Below are 16,158 nucleotides of genomic sequence, written 5' to 3'. Positions count from 1 at the left end.
GCCAAACGGCCTCGCTTCAAAAAGGAGAAAGACCATGACATTCAAGACACTTGTTGCCTCATCGACCGCTGCAATCGCCCTGGCCACTGCGGCTTTTGCCATGAATCCCACCGTTGGTGGCGCGCCAATGCTCGAAGAGCGCAACATCATCGAGAATGCTGTCAATTCCCCGATCCACACCACTTTGGTTGCCGCCGTTCAGGCAGCTGATCTGGTGGACACCTTGCAGGGCGAAGGCCCATTCACCGTGTTTGCGCCAGTGAATGACGCGTTTGCCAAACTGCCCGCTGGTACGGTTGAGACACTGCTAAAACCTGAAAACAAGGCAATGCTGCAGAAGGTGCTGACCGCCCACGTCGTGGCTGGTGACTGGTCGGCAGCCGATATCATCGCGGCAGCCAAGTCGAGCCCTGATGGCTTTTATCATTTCAACGCCGTGTCCGGGGATGCTCTGTCCGCCAAGGTTGTTGGTGGCAACGTCTTCATCTTCGACGAAAGCGGCAATGCGGGCAAAGTCACCGTGGCCGATGTGGATCAATCCAATGGTGTGATCCACGTGGTGAACGCGGTTCTGGTCCCGAAATAAAACCGCTCACTGCGCTAACTCTCCCCTCGAGTTGTGCGAGGGGAGTCTTTCAAACGACCAGGAGGCACCGATGAAACGCCGGACACTAATCGCCGGGATGTTGTGCTCTGCCGCTGTGCCGCTGCGCGCCGCTGAAGGACCTTTCGAGATCACACGATCCGAGGCCGAATGGCGCGCGATGCTGACGGATGTGGAATATGCCGTGATGCGTGAAGAGGCGACGGAGACGGCTTTTTCCAGCCCCTTGGATACCGAAACCCGCTCAGGCACCTTTCACTGCAAAGGCTGCGATCTCCCGCTTTATAGCTCTGCCCACAAGTATGACAGCGGCACCGGTTGGCCGAGCTTTTGGCAAAGCCTGCCAAACGCCGTGGGCACCAAGCCCGACAACAGCCTTTTTGCCACCCGGACAGAAGTGCATTGCCGCCGCTGTGGCTCTCACCTGGGCCACATCTTTGAGGACGGGCCGCAGCCAACCGGCAAACGACATTGTCTCAATGGCGTCAGCCTGGCCTTCCGCACCTGAACAAATGCCGTGCCCCTGCACAGCCCCAAAAGAAAAGGACACCCAATGTTTCGTTTTACAGCTTGGACCTCAACCCTCGCCCTTCTTGCGGCTCCGGTGATGGCCGACGGCCACGCAAGCACGATGGGCTACGCCCTGTCCGGCGATAGCACCAGCCTGATGGTGATGGACAGCATCGCCACGCCAGATCAAGTGCGCAGCATCACGCTGTCTACACCGGTTCGGTCCATAGCTTGGCGTCCGGTGACCCGCGAGTTGGTTGGGTTCGCCGATGGCATGATCGTGACGATCAATCCCATGACCGGAGAGACAATGGACCAGTCCGCCACGTTCACGGACGACGCCATTATAGCTGACGGCTCTGTGGTTGCGTTCGACTTCAACAACAAGATCGATGCGGTGCGCGCGGTTGGCTCCACGGGCGAGAACCTAGTCTATTTCCCAAGTGACTTTGGCGATAAGCGCGCGAACTCCGTCCGCCGCTTCACAGATCTGTTTTATGCTAAGGGTGACATGTCGGAAGGCGTCGAGCCTTTGATCTTCGCAAACGCCTACACAAACGCTATCAACGGCGCAAAGGCGGGCGGTACCTTCCAATACGCACTAGACGCGCGCGCAAATGCGCTCGTGAGCCTGGCAAACAACGCCGGTACACTTGAATCCATCGGCCTGATCACAATCGGTGGTGAACCGGCCGACGTTTTGCCGGTTGGCGGCTTCGACATCGTCTCGCCAGAAGAGGGCGCGGACGCGGCCTACGCTGTTCTGCAAATCGACGGGCAAGATACAGCCGGGCTCTATGCAATCGATGTGACATCAGGTGCGGCAACCCTGCTCGCGGATTTGGGCACGTCGGACGTCTCTAGCTTTGCAGTGTCGACGGGTATGTAACCCGCAAGCAGTAGGTAACGAGTTAATGGCGGCGCACCTTCGCGCCGCCTTTTTTGCTTAGGCTCATAGCATTGATGAGCAATCGACCAGTCAAAACCCTTATGTTTCTGTCACCGGCAAAAACGACCGTTTGTGGAACGGTTAGCAAAACCGGAGGAAACTGGCGCGCGTGCTGCAAAGGCCAGTTAAGTCAGCTCTCCGGACAATGGTCAGCTTATGAGTGGAGACCCCCAGCAGGCCCCAATCGGCGATTTCGGGCATCAATGCCCGTCCACGCGAAGCGTCGGGCCTGTCGGCGGGTGGCTTTTAGGTTGCCCGCCGACAGGTCATCCTGAAACCACCCCCACTTGGATCACGCCAGAACGCAAAAGGCCCCCGCCTTCTGACGGAAGCCTCGATCATTGCGGCGGTGCGGGCTGTTACTCGGCGGCCATCCGATCGGCCTGCGCGGTACGCTCCATGATATAATCCACGGCCTTCTGCGCTTCGGACGCAGCGCGGAAAATCGCGCGGCTGTCTTCCTTCATTGCCTCCAGCCATCCTTCAACATAGGCGGCACTTTGCCCAAATTCAGGCTCCACCCCGATCTGGGTGCAAAGCATGCAATTGCCAATCTCGGCGACCAGTTCCTCGAACGCGTAGAGCTTGCGGTCATTGAACCGGCCCAAGCGGTCCAGCCGCTTTGTTGCCCCTGTCCAGTGGGTCAGCTCATGCGCCAAGGTACCGTAATATCCTGTGGCTCTGTGAAAGGTCGCGATTGGCGGCATATGGATGCGGTCGGTCTTGATGCTGTAGTAGGCGCGCGGCTCCTTGGTCACATCGATCTGCGCGCCGGTCGCGGCAAAGAAAGCCTCCATCGCGGGATCTGCCACGGTGCCAAGATCACGGGGCGGATCGGGCAAGATGTAGAACTCGGCGGGCAAGCCGTCGATCTGGTCGGCGTTGAACACGCGGTAGGCCTTGGCATAGGGAATCTGGCGTTCCTCGCCGTTCTCGTCCTCGCGCTCGACGGTGCCGTATTTCACCACGGTAGCGGATTTCTCACCCTTGCGGACATGGCCCCCAAGCTGTTTGACCTGATTGAACGTCATCCAGCGGGCTGAGCTGTAGTCTTTCGCCATCGCTGTTGCCCAAAGCATCAGGATGTTGATGCCCCGATAGGCCTTGCCGTTGAACCGTTCCGGCAAGCTACCCCCTGTCCCTCCACCGGTCCACGGCTTGCGCCAAGGCGGCGCCCCCGCCTCGATTTGCGCGATGATCTGATTGGTGACATGGGAATAAACGTCAAACTTCTCTGCGGTCATTTGTGACCCTCCTTCGCGTGACGCGGGCCGGGTCTTTTCCCCTTTCCGCCAATGGGCGGGCCTTCCTTCTCTGCTGTCTGGAATGCCCATGCATTCCGGACGGCAGAGCGGGTAAGGGCAAAGCCTGTCCTGCGGCCTGGTGGGGCCGTGACAACCGGGTGAAGGGCGAGAGTTTGGGAGGGAACCGCGCGCCTGCGCGTGGGAGGAACCGGAATTCTCAACCGGAACCGACACCAAAGGCGGCGCTTGCCGGTTTTCTCGGACCTGCCGGGATGGCAGGCGGATCAACAGGATTAGAAACTGTCAGGGTTGGGGTGAGCGGGCGTCAGTCCGTCGATCCCCTGCCCTGCCTACTGCTGAAAGCGAGGCCGGCACCTTGCCGGGGTCACAGGATTTCTCTCGAGCTACAGGATATGCTTTTGCTCAATGCAAAACATTCTGAGATGGCGTTGTTCTCGCAAGCCGGGAATAGATGACAAGAGTTCAGCGACTAACGTCTTGCAGGTCACTGGAATGGTCAATCCGGACCATTCACTTCTCGGCAGCATCCTACACCCTCAGGCTAAATTTAGAGATATGTGGCGCTCTGCAATGATCGACGCCCAAAGTTCTTACGTTGACCATCATCCTCGCAGATCTCATCGTGCAATGGTTATATATTCTCATCCAGATCGCTCTGTTTAAGGTTTGATCCACTGACATCGCCTTCGTGCCAGCGAGGAATAGTTTCTTATCTCTCGTACGAGCATGGACGGTGCGTCGCGTACAGTTCTGAGCAGGCGGATTTCACACAAAATGCACGCCGACTTCTGCGGCGAGGCTCTGAAAAAGAAAGCCATCGTCAAATATGGTCCGCCAGCGATAAAGAACTCAGCCAACCACACAAGTTCTGCCCACTCTCGGCGGGCACACCCCAAATAGAGATCAACCGGATGTCATCTCTCCCTCGAGCCTGTCAATCATCCGAAAACGCAGGATGGCGAGCGTTGCATACCCCCAAGAAGAACCGATCACGGTAACATGGTGGTCGTTGACCCATCTGTGCTAAAGTGCACTCATCAGGCAACGATCAAGCGCTCTGCCTGCGCTCTCTTCTTGGTTCCGATAGTTGCCAAAAGTAGCGTCCACCGGATAGTACAGCTTTCAGCCCTGTTGGACGGCTATCGTTGATTCAACGTCAGTGAGCTTACAGGATTTACTATATGGGCATCAAAAGATGTTCGTCGCAGCTAAGTTAGAAGGGGCAGTGCGTCAGGTGATACATCCTATTTTGCTATGCGGAGGCTCAGGAACGCGGCTGTGGCCTTTGTCGCGAAAAAGCTACCCCAAACAATTTGCGCCTCTTGTTGGGGACATCACGCTTTTTCAATCATCAGCTCAGCGCTTGGCCGGAGAGGGCTTTGCCTCTCCGATGGTTGTAACCAATTCTGACTTTAGGTTTATTGTAACCCAACAAATGGCAGAAGTGGGTATTGACCCGGGTGCCATTTTGATTGAACCGGAAGGTCGAAACACTGCACCTGCAGTTCTGGCAGCTGCTCTCTTTCTCCAGAAACACGATCCTGATGGGCTGATGCTTGTAGCGCCGTCTGATCATGTTGTACCAGATTCAGAGGCGTTTCGTGCAGCCATTGCAGCCGCAGAGCCTGCGGCACAAGCAGGGCAACTGGTTACATTTGGGATAAAGCCGGACCGTCCAGAGACTGGCTATGGGTATCTTGAGCTTGCTAGTAAGCCTGAAGATTTTGAGCCTAAAGTTATTGGTCTGAAGCGGTTCGTCGAGAAACCAGATTTAGACACTGCCAAAGACATGCTCCGATCTGGAAACTTCTTATGGAATGCAGGTATCTTCTTGTTTTCCGTTGAGAGCATAATCCAAGCGTTTAAAGCTCACTGCCCACATATGTTAGTGTCTGTCCAAACGGCATTAGATCTTGGAGAGCATGATCTCGGCTTCTTGCGACTTGATCCTGATGCTTGGTCAGGCGCCGAAGACATCTCCATTGACTATGCCGTCATGGAGCGGGCAGAAAATCTTGCTGTTGTTCCCTATGCAGGTGGCTGGACTGACCTAGGCGGTTGGGATGCGGTTTGGCGTGAAGGAGTTCCGGATCAGGATGGCGTCGTCATTCACGGTCGGGCCAGTGCAATAGACTGCACGGACAGCTTGCTACGCTCCGAAGATGAACGTCTTGAGGTTGTCGGTATTGGCCTCAAGAATATTATTACGGTCGCTATGCCAGACGCAGTGCTTGTAGCTGATGTTTCCCGTGCTCAAGATGTGAAAAAGGCTGTTGAAACACTAAAAGCAAAATCTGTTCGACAAGCTGAAGCGTTTCCCAAAGATCATCGCCCTTGGGGGTGGTTTGAAAGTCTTATTGTAGGCGAGCGGTTTCAAGTAAAACGCATTCACGTCAATCCAGGTGCTGCCTTGTCTCTACAAAGCCACCATCACCGTTCTGAGCACTGGATTGTTGTCGAAGGAACTGCGCGAGTTACCGTAGATGATACAGTCAGTTTAGTAACGGAGAACCAGTCCATCTATGTTCCGCTTGGAGCAGTTCACAGAATGGAAAACCCTGGGAAGGTGCCCATGGTGCTTATCGAAGTACAGACGGGTAGCTACCTTGGTGAAGACGACATCATCCGCTACGAAGACGTGTACGCGAGGGCCTAGATATTTGCTCTCACGGATTGATGGCGTAATCCTTTGTCGAGCTCGGAAGGACGCATTCAGTGACAGGCTCGTCATGGGAACGCCACGGTCACGCACACGGTGACAACAGCCTTTAGGCAAATGCGGTACGATATAATCTGTGAGGCCAATGGGATCGAGCACAATCCAACCAAACACACTCATCGTTAGACCAACCGCCAAGCCCAGCGGAGGAACAGCGCAAAAAAAGAAGCGGCAGTCCAGCGACACCCCTATGAGAACTGTTATTAGCGCAGAATGTACCCTGCGAACTTTATAGCGCCGACAACTTCGTCCGCGGTTTCGAGATCCTGATTGGACTGAAGCCTTACGAATGCATCTGTAAACTCTGGACAGCAGAGCCAAACAAATTCATCATTCAGCTTATCCAACGAATATTGCGACTGCGGCCTAAGCGAGGTTAGACACATAGGCCTGTGTCGAGCTGGACTTTTGGTCTGCACTCCATATCATTCAAGCTTAAAGCAAAGCATTTCTAAAAAAGGATAGATCCATGCCGCACCCGGTAGATATTCATGTCGGGAAACGCATTCGAACCCGGCGTTGGACAGTCGACGAGACGCAAAAGTATCTTGCGGAAAAAGTTGGGGTCAAGTGTCAGCAAATACAGAATTATGAGGTGGCATCGAACCGTGTCAGTGCCTCTCGACTATGGGATATCTCAAAGGTTCTTGGCGTAGATGTGACGTATTTCTTCGAAGGTTTTGATCCGAGACAGGAGACATCCGACACGCATGAATTTCATAGAACCGCATCTCAAGAGAAGGAAGCCATCGCACTTGTGCAGAGCTACTACAAGATCCCGAAACATCAGCGACCCATTTTCCTCCAGCTTGCCAAAAGCTTAACGGACAACACACCCGCAGACTAGTTTTGCCGCAGCCCCCGCAAAACATTGATGAGTGCAAACAACCGCGCGCCCAAACAAACAGTTCCCGCCCTGTTCTTGATTAGACGTCCTAGATTGCACGGACGCCCCCCACCGCGATACCTGCCCCGAGCGTTCTGCAAGTCATCAAGCGTCTACCGATAATTCCGGCTCTAGCCACAAACGAAGCTTTGGGAAGAGATACGACACCCCAAAACCAAAGTGCTGCAGCCTTCCCCTATGCCGGTACTTTGAGCGAACAGATCTTGGGTGGCCTGAGAGATACTCCGCGCAAGCCTGTGCTCAAGCGACACGGCTAAAGTGAAACTAGGCCGTACACATCTCTGGCCAACAAATGCCGCGACAAGTGCGCCGAGCATATGAGCAATTTAACAACGCCGGGACTGCCGCACTTGCGCAAAGCGGAGAAGCAGAATACCAAAATCCAATCTGCGGAGGCTCCTTGCGACCGAAGGATATCAAAAGGGCAGATCCTCATAATATCAAGAGCAATAATCCACCAGAACTTGAGAGAGGTTTGCACTTGCAGAGTTTTTTCGCAGAAGTTAGTGCATACGCCAAAGCCCCTATAGCTCAGCTGGTAGAGCAACTGATTTGTAATCAGTAGGTCCGCGGTTCGAGTCCGTGTGGGGGCACCATAAGGCACCGGAGAATACCTGTTCCTGCGTTTGCCTCACATATCTTGTTTCCAGCTTTCTACCATCCCTGAGTTGTGCTCCCGCAGGGAGCATTGACACCCCCGTCCACACAGGCCACCTAAGGGCCATGCGAACCGCTCTCATCACCGGCACGGCTGGCTTCATTGGCTACCATCTTGCGACTTATCTTCTAGCCTCAGGCTGGCAGGTTGTAGGGCTCGATTGTCTTTCACCTTATTATGACATCGCCTTAAAAAGGCGCCGCCACGCTATGCTGGAGGTCAACGATAATTTCATCCCTGTGATCGGCAAGCTCGAAGATCCAGGGCGCTTAATGGGCCTACTCGCTGACCACAAACCCAATGCGGTGATCCATCTGGCCGCTCAAGCCGGAGTGCGCCATTCAATTGACGCGCCGCGCGACTATCTCGAGGCCAACCTGATAGGTACTTTTGAAGTGCTGGAAGCTGCCCGCGCGCATCCGCCCGAGCATATAATGATTGCCTCCACGTCTTCGGCTTATGGTGCCAATACCAACATCCCTTTCGATGAGCACCAGAAAGCAGATCATCAAATGTCATTTTATGCCGCCACCAAAAAGGCAGGCGAGACGATGGCTCATTCCTATGCACACCTCTATGGTCTACCAACCACGATGTTCCGGTTCTTCACGGTGTACGGCCCCTGGGGTCGACCGGATATGGCGTTGTTCAAGTTCACCAAAGCGATAGAGGCCGGTGAGGCGATCGATGTCTATAACCATGGACGCATGAGCCGAGACTTTACTTATATCGATGATTTGGTGGCGGGTATCACCGGACTGATTGAGGCAGTGCCCGGTGATACGCCTGTCTCTACGCAAGACACCCTGAGCCCAGTTGCCCCTTTCAGGATCGTCAATATCGGGGCCTCAAAACCCACGCCGCTGATGGATTATATTGCTGCGCTAGAAACCGCGCTAGAGACCACCGCCCGAAAGAACTTGATGGAGATGCAGCCAGGAGACGTGCCGGCAACCTGGGCAGACACCACTTTGTTGAGCCAGCTTACCGGCTATGAGCCTCAGGTTAGTGTCGAAGAGGGTGTCGCCCGTTTTGTCGCTTGGTACCGAGGTTATTATGCCAGCTGACCAGAAAATAGATGCTGCTTCCACGCCGTGAGCGGTCTAATCATCCAGTTACCTCCCCAAAGTTAAGCGATATGAGCTTTCGAAGCTCCGCACCACATAAGTCATAAATACTGACCTAATGTTTCGCGCGCGAAACATTAGGTACGAATCGGACCTATTATACCGACACCTTTTTGCCTCACCTGCGTGCCCTCAATTAGCTTATGATCCGCGCAAGATTTTGGCTCTCACCTCGGTACGCACATATATATCTTTCCCAATGCTTCACCTTATGAAGCGTGGGGCAAGAGGTTAAAGCGAAGAACCACTCTGATACGCGTTGCAATAGTTGGCAACCGACATACTGGAGTTTTCCCTGTCATCTACCTTTCTAATTTCGAGCACGAGAGTACGGTCAAGTTCGCGCGACAACAGACAGACGACATAGCGATTTACAAGCCGGATATGGGGATCGGTTGGCACGCAATGCCGCTACTGTTCTGACCAATAATCTGACCACGACCATCGCCGAAGCTGATGTCGTTGAGGAGGCTTATGCCGCGCAGACACTCTTCACCCACCACAACTACGCTTTGCTTGGTCTCCATTTTCCCAAGGTCCAAATAGGTCAGCAAATATGACCTATTGTTTCGCGCGCGAAACAATAGGTCCGAAGCGGAACTAAATCATCCACGCCATATTGCTTTACGTCTGCGCCTTCATCAGACTGTGATCCGGATAAAATTTCGGTTCCAGCTCTTCATGCCCAGGTATATGTCTGATCCCCAACACTCCGCCTGCTCAAGCAGGGGACGATGAGGCTACAACAAAGGACCATCCCCATGCGCATTGCAATGATTGGCACCGGATATGTCGGATTGGTCTCCGGCGTCTGCTTCTCCGATTTCGGCCATGATGTGACCTGCGTCGACAAGGACGCAACAAAGGTCGCGCGCCTGCAAGCAGGCGAGGCGCCGATCTACGAACCCGGGCTTGAGGATCTGATGGCTCGCAATGTCGCAGCCGGGCGGCTATCATTCACTGATGATCTGGCCACCGCCGTTGCCACAGCTGATGCGGTGTTCATCGCGGTCGGAACGCCGACGCGGCGCGGCGATGGTCATGCTGATCTTACGTATGTGATGGCCGCCAGCGAAGAGATCGCCGCCGCCCTGCAGGGCTATACCGTGGTGGTGACCAAGTCCACCGTGCCGGTGGGCACCAACCGGCAGGTGAAACAGGTGATCGCCAAATCAAACCCAGCGGCAGAGTTTGACGTGGCCTCCAATCCGGAATTCCTGCGCGAAGGAGCGGCGATTGATGACTTCATGCGCCCGGACCGGGTGGTGGTGGGGGTGCAAAACGAACGCGCGGCCGAGGTCATGGCAGAGATCTACCGGCCACTTTACCTGCGCGATTTCCCGATCCTCACCACCGATCTCGAAAGCGCCGAGATGATCAAATATGCTGCCAATGCATTCCTGGCGACCAAGATCACCTTCATCAACGAGATCGCAGGCCTCTGTGAACGGGTGGGGGCCGACGTCAAGGAGGTCTCGCACGGGATGGGGCTGGACGGGCGCATCGGCAATAAGTTCCTGCATGCAGGCCCCGGCTATGGTGGGTCGTGCTTTCCAAAGGACACCGCCGCGCTGGCCCGCATTGGCCAGGATCATGGCTATCCGATGCAGATCACCGAAACGGTGATGCGCGTCAATCACGAGATTAAGGCGCGGATGCTTGAGAAACTGCGTGACGCCTGCGACGGCAGTTTCAACGGCAAGACCATCACGATTTTGGGCGTGACGTTCAAACCCAATACCGATGACATGCGCGAGGCGCCGAGCCTCACCATCGTGCCAGCCCTCATCGGCGGCGGCGCCAAGGTGCGGGTGGTGGACCCGCAGGGCGAAGCAGAGGGGCGCGATCTCCTGCCTGGCGTCAAATGGGAAGAGGATCCCTACAAGGCTGCGCGCAATGCCGATCTGGTGGTGTTGCTGACCGAATGGAATGAATTCCGCGCCCTCGATCTCAAGGCTCTGGCGCGAAAGATGGCACAACCTCGCATGGTTGACCTGCGTAATATCTATACCGCCAAGTCTGCCCGTCAGGCAGGTTTTGAAACCTATATGTCAGTAGGGCGCTGAGCTGGTTAACCGCTGCTGTATTTGGATATTCTTTCAAAAGTAAGATCCTGATACAGAAGCATCAGGATCTTTTACCTTGTCCTGTATCCCTGAAGGATTCACTTTCAACGCTGTCGCAGCCAGTCTTTGAGGGCAGTCAACAGAGCCGTATCAACACCTGGACCAGTTAGCTCGATACGCTGATGGGAAGGAGAATAATCTAGGTGTACACCAGTGCTTACGGGCATGCTCCCCTGTTCACTATTTTCGTTCTGATCAACCGGATCCAAACTGCGTACCTGCGGCATGAGAGTAGGGCTGTCCGAGGTGGGAGGAGTCTGGGGCGTTTCTTCGGGATCAGATACTGCAGGGGGTGTTTCAGTTACATCCGCGATTCCACTTTGCTCATGCGCAGCAAGGAGGTCGCTCAGAAGTGCCTGTTCTCCCTCGGCATCGACACAGGGACGCTCTCTCAGCTTCTGCGCTACTTCCTGTGCAAATTGCGGAGTTTGCGCAAAAGCGCGCGCCAGTCCCAGCCCTAGCTTTTCGGGGATCGCGGTGGGATAGCGCAGCACATCGTCCAACGCCTCGACCAGCGTCACAAAGCTCGCAATCTTGGAGCGCTTGGCACGGGGCACGTTTTGAAACAGCCCCAGGAGCGCCTTGCGTTGATCCGGATAGACCCCTTCGGCCAAAGCCTGCACCGCGATACGGGCGCGCTCATAATGGCTGAGGTTCACCCGGATTTCGTTTTCCTCGACCATCGCCAGATAGGCATCCGCCGCGCTCTCGGGACGCACCACCAACGCCTTGATGGTGGCGAACTTGGGATCTGATGTCTCTTCATAGAGTCTGCGCAGCGCCGTCAAACGCCGCCAGCCGGAGATCAGCCCATGGGTTTTCTCACCGTGAGCGTCTTCGCGTTTGACCACCTCGATTGGAGTATGCTGGCCGCGCGCCTTGAGCGACTCCATAAGCCCTTGCATGTCATCTTCGCCCTGCACGATGCGGTCCCGCACAAGGTAGGTCTCGTCGATCGCGCCAAGCGGCAGTTCTTCGATCATCAGCCCCTTGGTTCGGGCACGCTCCAGCACACCGGAGAGTTCTTCGAGCGCCGCCGACGCCGAGGTATCAGACGCCACTTGCGCAATTGGAGCCGCCCCCATCGAGAGCGGACCAGGGGCACTGGCCCCAGCTTTTTCATTGCCGCTGAGATAGGTGGGCTGGGCTGGGGTCAGCCGTTTGCGTTTTGCCATTGTTATTGTCCTTCCTCATGCCGCTACTCGAAGCCACAGGCCCAGAGCATCGCAGCCCGATCCTAATACCGCCTCAGGAGGCCGCTCGTTCTTCCTGCACCGCCAGCTCTTCACGCCTCCAGACGCCATTGAGCAGCCGCTTGAACGCCGCATAGGTTTCATCAAATGTCTCGCGGCCTCGCGCATAGGTCTCACGGTTGAAGTCACGGTAATCCGCCTCGTAGATCCCGTTGACCTGCTCGCCGGCCTGACCGATCAGCGCGGTGAAGTCCTGGCGGTGCGGCGACAGGGTTGGCCCCATATAAGCCTGCACCAACCCCGCCAACTCGCCCTGCTGGGCGCCGTCGTAGCGGGTGATCACCGCCCGCACCGCATCCCATTCAAAGCCGATCTCGGGGCGACCCAAAGCACGGGCCGCGAGGTTTTCGCCCTCCTCAATGGAAGCAAAGGTGGAATGTAGCATGTCAAAGAAACGGCCGGTGGAATCAAACTCTAGGAAAGACGCCCCCATCGGCACCAGCAGAATGTCCGCCGCTGAGAGCCCATTGATGGTGAGGTAGCCAAGCGCCGGGGGGGTGTCGATGAAGACCACATCGTATTGATCGAGCACCCCGTCCGCCTCGAGCCGGTCGGTGAGCGCGTCCCACAGTTTCCACGAGCGCGCCGCCATCCGCCAGACTGGGATTTGGAACTCCGCCCAATACAAATTCAGCTGGGCACCGATGAGGTCGATGTTGGGCCAATGGGTGGGCTGGATCACATCCTTGGCCGTCATCTCCATCGCGGCGGTGAGACTCTCGTCGAGGGGCTGCGGCGCATCCCCCCGATCCAGACGGCGCTGGTTTTCCACCCGCAGGTGTTCGCCGTAGTGCCGTGCCAGAAGCGGGAAGGCGGTCTGCCATTCGTCCTCGATCTTTCCTCCAAAAATGGAGGTCATCGAGCCTTGAGAATCCAGATCAATGACCAGAACCTTGTAGCCATCCAGCGCCGCCGACATCGCCAAATGCGCCGCGGTCGAGGTCTTGCCAACGCCGCCTTTGAAGTTCGCCACTGCCACCAGTTTTGCAGGCAGACCTTCGGGGCGGTAGGGGAGGTAGTTCTTGGCCTTGGAGCCTTGGGCCGCAAAAAACGCCCGCAGGCGCAGTACCTCATCCAGGGTGAACCATTTGGCACCGCCCTCGGTTTCCGAGCGCCCCTGCGGCAGGTCAGGGTTGGCCTTGAGCACGCGGCGGAAATGGGCCTGCGCGACGGGGATCAGATAGCGGGTGATCTCCCAGGTGGAGAACAGGCGCAGGTTCTTTGAACCCTCCTCATTGAGACCACGACTGGCGAGATCCGCACGTCCCCGCGCGCAGCCTTCGGCAATCTCGGCAAAGCGCGCGGTGTCGGTCGGCTGGTCGAGCTCCGCCATCGCGGCATCGGGATCGATATTGAAATAGGGGGGCAGGGTGGTGCCTGCCTTGCTGTGGATATCTTTGGCCATCCTGCGTCATGCCTCATGCTGGAAGAGAGGGGGGTTGTCCGGATTTGCCCAGGCCCCAACCCTCGATGTATCGCCTTTCTCACAAGATAGCAGAAAAGGCGGCATGTGGAAGCATTATGATGATGTCGCTGTAATTTTCTAAGTAATTCCAACACTTGCAACCCAAGGGAGGGTGCGGTTTTGGCACAGAAACAGGAAGGATGAAAAAAAGATATCCTGTTATTATTGTGTTATTTCTAGTTAAAGCAGCCCATGGTCTCCTGCAAAGCCCTTTTTTTACTGGGGTTTGGGCATTTATTTCCGCAATAGATGACTCTGAAACCCCGATGAAATGACTCTGAACCCCCGATCTTCTGACTCTGAACCCCCGTTGTGCGGGGCTGTGGATAACCCTAGGGTGAGTGTAATCAAAACCACGAAAGCGAATCTGGCGGTACAGCAGGACGCAAATCGTGAGGCAGGCAAAGCAGTGAGACCAGATTCATGACCAGCGCGCTAAGCGAGGCCGGAGGCTATCCCCCCGAAGGACAGGGGGCGTATTTCCTCTGCGATATCTTTGATGCGATGCCTAAGAATGATCTGGCTTCGATGGAGCATCCGTTGTTTTCCCTCAGCACGCGCCCGGACCGGCGCATCCTGAACTACGAACACAATGGGGCTGAGATCACCGTGACCCCGAGCGTCAAAGGGCTGGCGACGATTCACGATAAGGACATCCTGATCTTTTGTGTGAGCCAGCTGATGGCGGCGCTCAATGCGGGCCGGCAGGTGAGCCGGGTGCTGCATCTCACGGCCCATGATCTCTTGGTGGCCTGCAACCGCGAAACCTCGGGCGATGCCTATCGCCGCCTGCGCGAGTCCTTTGAGCGCCTCGCGGGCACGCGGATCACTACCAATATCACCACCGGCGGGCAGGAGATCACTACCGGTTTTGGTCTTATCGAGAGCTGGGAGATCGTGCGCAAGGCCCGGGGCGGGCGTATGGTCTCGGTGGCGGTGACGCTGTCGGACTGGCTCTATCGGGCGGTGCTGTCAAAATCGGTGCTGACCTTGAGCCGCGATTATTTCCGGCTGAGGAAACCCTTGGAGCGGCGCATCTACGAGCTTGCGCGCAAACACTGCGGCCGTCAGGACAGCTGGCAGATCTCGGTTGAGACCCTCCTGAAGAAATCCGGCTCCGCCAGCCCGCGTCGGGTCTTTCGCAAGATGGTCCGCGATATGATCGAAAGCCAGCCTCTGCCCGATTACGAGATGGCAGAGCTAGAAGGCGACATCATCCGCTTCAGCCAGAAGGCCGCCGTGGTCGATGTGCCGCCGCCGGTGATTTCAGAGGCGGCCCGCGACGAGGCGCGCCGGTTGATGCCGGGGGTGGATGTGCATGCGTTGGAGGCCGACTGGCGCGCCACCTGGGCCCGCACCGGCGCCCCCCGCCTGCGCAAACCCGACGCGGCCTTTGTGGGCTGGGTGCGAAAGCGGATGAACGACTGAGGCGCGGTCGCGCTTGGCGCGGCCCTTTCGCCGTTTCTGATGGACTTGGTCGTGCCCTCTCGCCCTTTTGCCTATCAATTTGAGTTTTAGATAGGTATGTACGTGCCAATCAAAACATGAAATTGCTAGGCATGATTTCTCTCAGCAGTATCGCAATGAGCGCCTATACCGATCTGGTGCGCCTCCTGAAGGATGAGGCCTTGTCCGGTGTTGAAGGCAAGCCAACGCTCAAAGAGCGCGGCGACAAGGCCTATTGGTACGCCGTGCGCCGCGTCGGAACGGAGATGCGGTTCCTCTATATCGGCGAGGACAGTGACGAGACACGTGCACGTATCGGACGGATCGAGGAACTGCGCGGGGCGGCCAAGGAACGTCAGGCAGAACGGTCTCGGCTCGTTCGACTTCTGCGCGCCGAAGGCATGACACCCACCGACCGGTCGACCGGGTCCATCCTGTCGGCCATGGCCGCAGCGGGGACATTCCGGTTGGGTGGCACCATCGTCGGGACGAATGCCTTCCGGCTCTATGAGGGCGAGCTGGGTGTTCGTTTGCCTTTGGCGGGCATGGCCAATACAGCCGACATCGATATCGCCCAGTTCGAAAAACTGAGCGTGGCGTTGCAAGATCAGGTCGACCCGGGCCTGGCCGAGACCTTCTCGGCACTCAAATTTGATCCCTTACCGGCTCTTGACCAAGGCCGGAGCTGGCGATGGGCCCAGGGCGGCAGTGGCCAGTTGGTCGAGTTCCTGACACCTGCGTTCGGGGATGAGAGCGTCCGTGATCTGCCAGCATTGGGTGTGAGCGCGCAAGGATTGAACTATCTCAATTTTCTGATTGCCGAGCCGATCCATGCGGCGGCGATCTATCGGTCCGGCGTTCTGGTCCAGGTGCCGCGCCCGGAACGTTACGCGATCCACAAGCTGATCATTGCCGATCGGCGTCGTGACGGGGCAGGGAGCCTCAAATCGGCGAAGGACAGGGAGCAGGCTGCTTTCCTGATCGAGGCGATGGCCGAGGACCGTCCCGATGATCTGTTGCAGGCTTACGCCACGGCCATGGAAGTCGGGCCGCGCTGGCGGGAGCATATTGGGAACTCGTTGACGCGAATGCCTGAGACCAAGGGGACGCTCGACAGCTTGGGCGCGTG

12 protein-coding genes and 1 tRNA gene (1 of these 13 only partly in view) are annotated in these 16,158 nt (G+C 56.6%); 10 read left to right on the top strand and 3 right to left on the bottom strand.

The features are described 5' to 3' along the window. Positions 1-34: 34 nt before the first annotated feature. The 3 genes from TM1040_RS00115 (at position 35) to TM1040_RS00105 (ending at position 2,003) form a co-directional block, all read left to right on the top strand. Complete coding sequence (locus TM1040_RS00115) at positions 35-586, top strand: fasciclin domain-containing protein (protein WP_011536561.1); 552 nt, start codon at positions 35-37, stop codon at positions 584-586. 70 nt (positions 587-656) lie between these two features. Then, entirely contained in the window at positions 657-1,112 is a 456-nt protein-coding gene (gene msrB / locus TM1040_RS00110) for a peptide-methionine (R)-S-oxide reductase MsrB (protein WP_011536560.1), read from the top strand. 45 nt (positions 1,113-1,157) lie between these two features. After that, positions 1,158-2,003: a DUF4394 domain-containing protein gene (locus tag TM1040_RS00105; protein ID WP_011536559.1), complete on the top strand. Its 846-nt coding sequence runs from the start codon at positions 1,158-1,160 to the stop codon at positions 2,001-2,003. A 419-nt stretch (positions 2,004-2,422) separates the two neighbouring features. Here TM1040_RS00105 and TM1040_RS00100 read toward each other — a convergent pair whose 3' ends face one another. Continuing rightward, positions 2,423-3,307: an ArdC family protein gene (locus tag TM1040_RS00100; protein WP_011536558.1), complete on the bottom strand. Its 885-nt coding sequence runs from the start codon at positions 3,305-3,307 to the stop codon at positions 2,423-2,425. A 1,216-nt stretch (positions 3,308-4,523) separates the two neighbouring features. Here TM1040_RS00100 and TM1040_RS00095 point away from each other — a divergent pair. From TM1040_RS00095 to TM1040_RS00075, 5 genes are all read left to right on the top strand, one after another. Continuing rightward, a complete protein-coding gene (locus tag TM1040_RS00095; protein WP_166485477.1) occupies positions 4,524-5,984 on the top strand; it encodes a mannose-1-phosphate guanylyltransferase/mannose-6-phosphate isomerase in 1,461 nt (486 codons plus the stop codon). 532 nt (positions 5,985-6,516) lie between these two features. After that, a complete protein-coding gene (locus TM1040_RS00090; protein ID WP_011536556.1) occupies positions 6,517-6,894 on the top strand; it encodes a helix-turn-helix domain-containing protein in 378 nt (125 codons plus the stop codon). 580 nt (positions 6,895-7,474) lie between these two features. Then, positions 7,475-7,550, top strand: a tRNA-Thr gene (locus tag TM1040_RS00085). A gap of 127 nt (positions 7,551-7,677) precedes the next feature. Next, positions 7,678-8,679, top strand: a complete 1,002-nt coding sequence (locus TM1040_RS00080; protein WP_011536555.1) for a GDP-mannose 4,6-dehydratase — start codon at positions 7,678-7,680, stop codon at positions 8,677-8,679. 821 nt (positions 8,680-9,500) lie between these two features. Further along, entirely contained in the window at positions 9,501-10,805 is a 1,305-nt protein-coding gene (locus tag TM1040_RS00075) for a UDP-glucose dehydrogenase family protein (RefSeq protein WP_011536554.1), read from the top strand. A gap of 104 nt (positions 10,806-10,909) precedes the next feature. Here TM1040_RS00075 and TM1040_RS00070 read toward each other — a convergent pair whose 3' ends face one another. Beyond that, the gene (locus TM1040_RS00070; protein ID WP_011536553.1) at positions 10,910-12,040 is read right to left on the bottom strand and encodes a ParB/RepB/Spo0J family partition protein; all 1,131 of its coding nucleotides are present in this window, start codon (positions 12,038-12,040) and stop codon (positions 10,910-10,912) included. A gap of 73 nt (positions 12,041-12,113) precedes the next feature. After that, the gene (locus tag TM1040_RS00065; protein WP_011536552.1) at positions 12,114-13,523 is read right to left on the bottom strand and encodes an AAA family ATPase; all 1,410 of its coding nucleotides are present in this window, start codon (positions 13,521-13,523) and stop codon (positions 12,114-12,116) included. A 483-nt stretch (positions 13,524-14,006) separates the two neighbouring features. Here TM1040_RS00065 and TM1040_RS00060 point away from each other — a divergent pair, with 483 nt between their 5' ends. Together TM1040_RS00060 and TM1040_RS00055 are read left to right on the top strand one after the other, a co-directional pair. Further along, entirely contained in the window at positions 14,007-15,011 is a 1,005-nt protein-coding gene (locus TM1040_RS00060; protein ID WP_011536551.1) for a replication initiator protein A, read from the top strand. Between the two features lie 131 nt (positions 15,012-15,142). After that, positions 15,143-16,158, top strand: the 5' portion of a protein-coding gene (locus TM1040_RS00055; protein WP_193339791.1) for a nucleotidyltransferase family protein. The gene runs 1 nt beyond the window's last position; only the first 1,016 of its 1,017 coding nucleotides appear in the window; its start codon is at positions 15,143-15,145; its stop codon straddles the right edge of the window (only 2 of its three bases are visible, at positions 16,157-16,158).

This window comes from Ruegeria sp. TM1040 (assembly GCF_000014065.1).
GTDB lineage: Bacteria > Pseudomonadota > Alphaproteobacteria > Rhodobacterales > Rhodobacteraceae > Epibacterium.
This window is presented reverse-complemented; position numbering and strand designations above follow the sequence as displayed.

What these genes read in the sequence shown, in the direction of transcription:
- TM1040_RS00090 (WP_011536556.1), top strand. Translation starts at nt 6,517, where the DNA reads ATGCCGCACCCGGTAGATATTCATGTCGGGAAACGCATTCGAACCCGG.
- TM1040_RS00115 (WP_011536561.1), top strand. Translation starts at nt 35, where the DNA reads ATGACATTCAAGACACTTGTTGCCTCATCGACCGCTGCAATCGCCCTG.
- TM1040_RS00070 (WP_011536553.1), bottom strand. Translation starts at nt 12,040, where the DNA reads ATGGCAAAACGCAAACGGCTGACCCCAGCCCAGCCCACCTATCTCAGC.
- TM1040_RS00075 (WP_011536554.1), top strand. Translation starts at nt 9,501, where the DNA reads ATGCGCATTGCAATGATTGGCACCGGATATGTCGGATTGGTCTCCGGC.
- TM1040_RS00080 (WP_011536555.1), top strand. Translation starts at nt 7,678, where the DNA reads ATGCGAACCGCTCTCATCACCGGCACGGCTGGCTTCATTGGCTACCAT.
- TM1040_RS00100 (WP_011536558.1), bottom strand. Translation starts at nt 3,307, where the DNA reads ATGACCGCAGAGAAGTTTGACGTTTATTCCCATGTCACCAATCAGATC.
- TM1040_RS00105 (WP_011536559.1), top strand. Translation starts at nt 1,158, where the DNA reads ATGTTTCGTTTTACAGCTTGGACCTCAACCCTCGCCCTTCTTGCGGCT.
- TM1040_RS00060 (WP_011536551.1), top strand. Translation starts at nt 14,007, where the DNA reads ATGACCAGCGCGCTAAGCGAGGCCGGAGGCTATCCCCCCGAAGGACAG.
- msrB (WP_011536560.1), top strand. Translation starts at nt 657, where the DNA reads ATGAAACGCCGGACACTAATCGCCGGGATGTTGTGCTCTGCCGCTGTG.
- TM1040_RS00095 (WP_166485477.1), top strand. Translation starts at nt 4,524, where the DNA reads ATGTTCGTCGCAGCTAAGTTAGAAGGGGCAGTGCGTCAGGTGATACAT.
- TM1040_RS00065 (WP_011536552.1), bottom strand. Translation starts at nt 13,523, where the DNA reads ATGGCCAAAGATATCCACAGCAAGGCAGGCACCACCCTGCCCCCCTAT.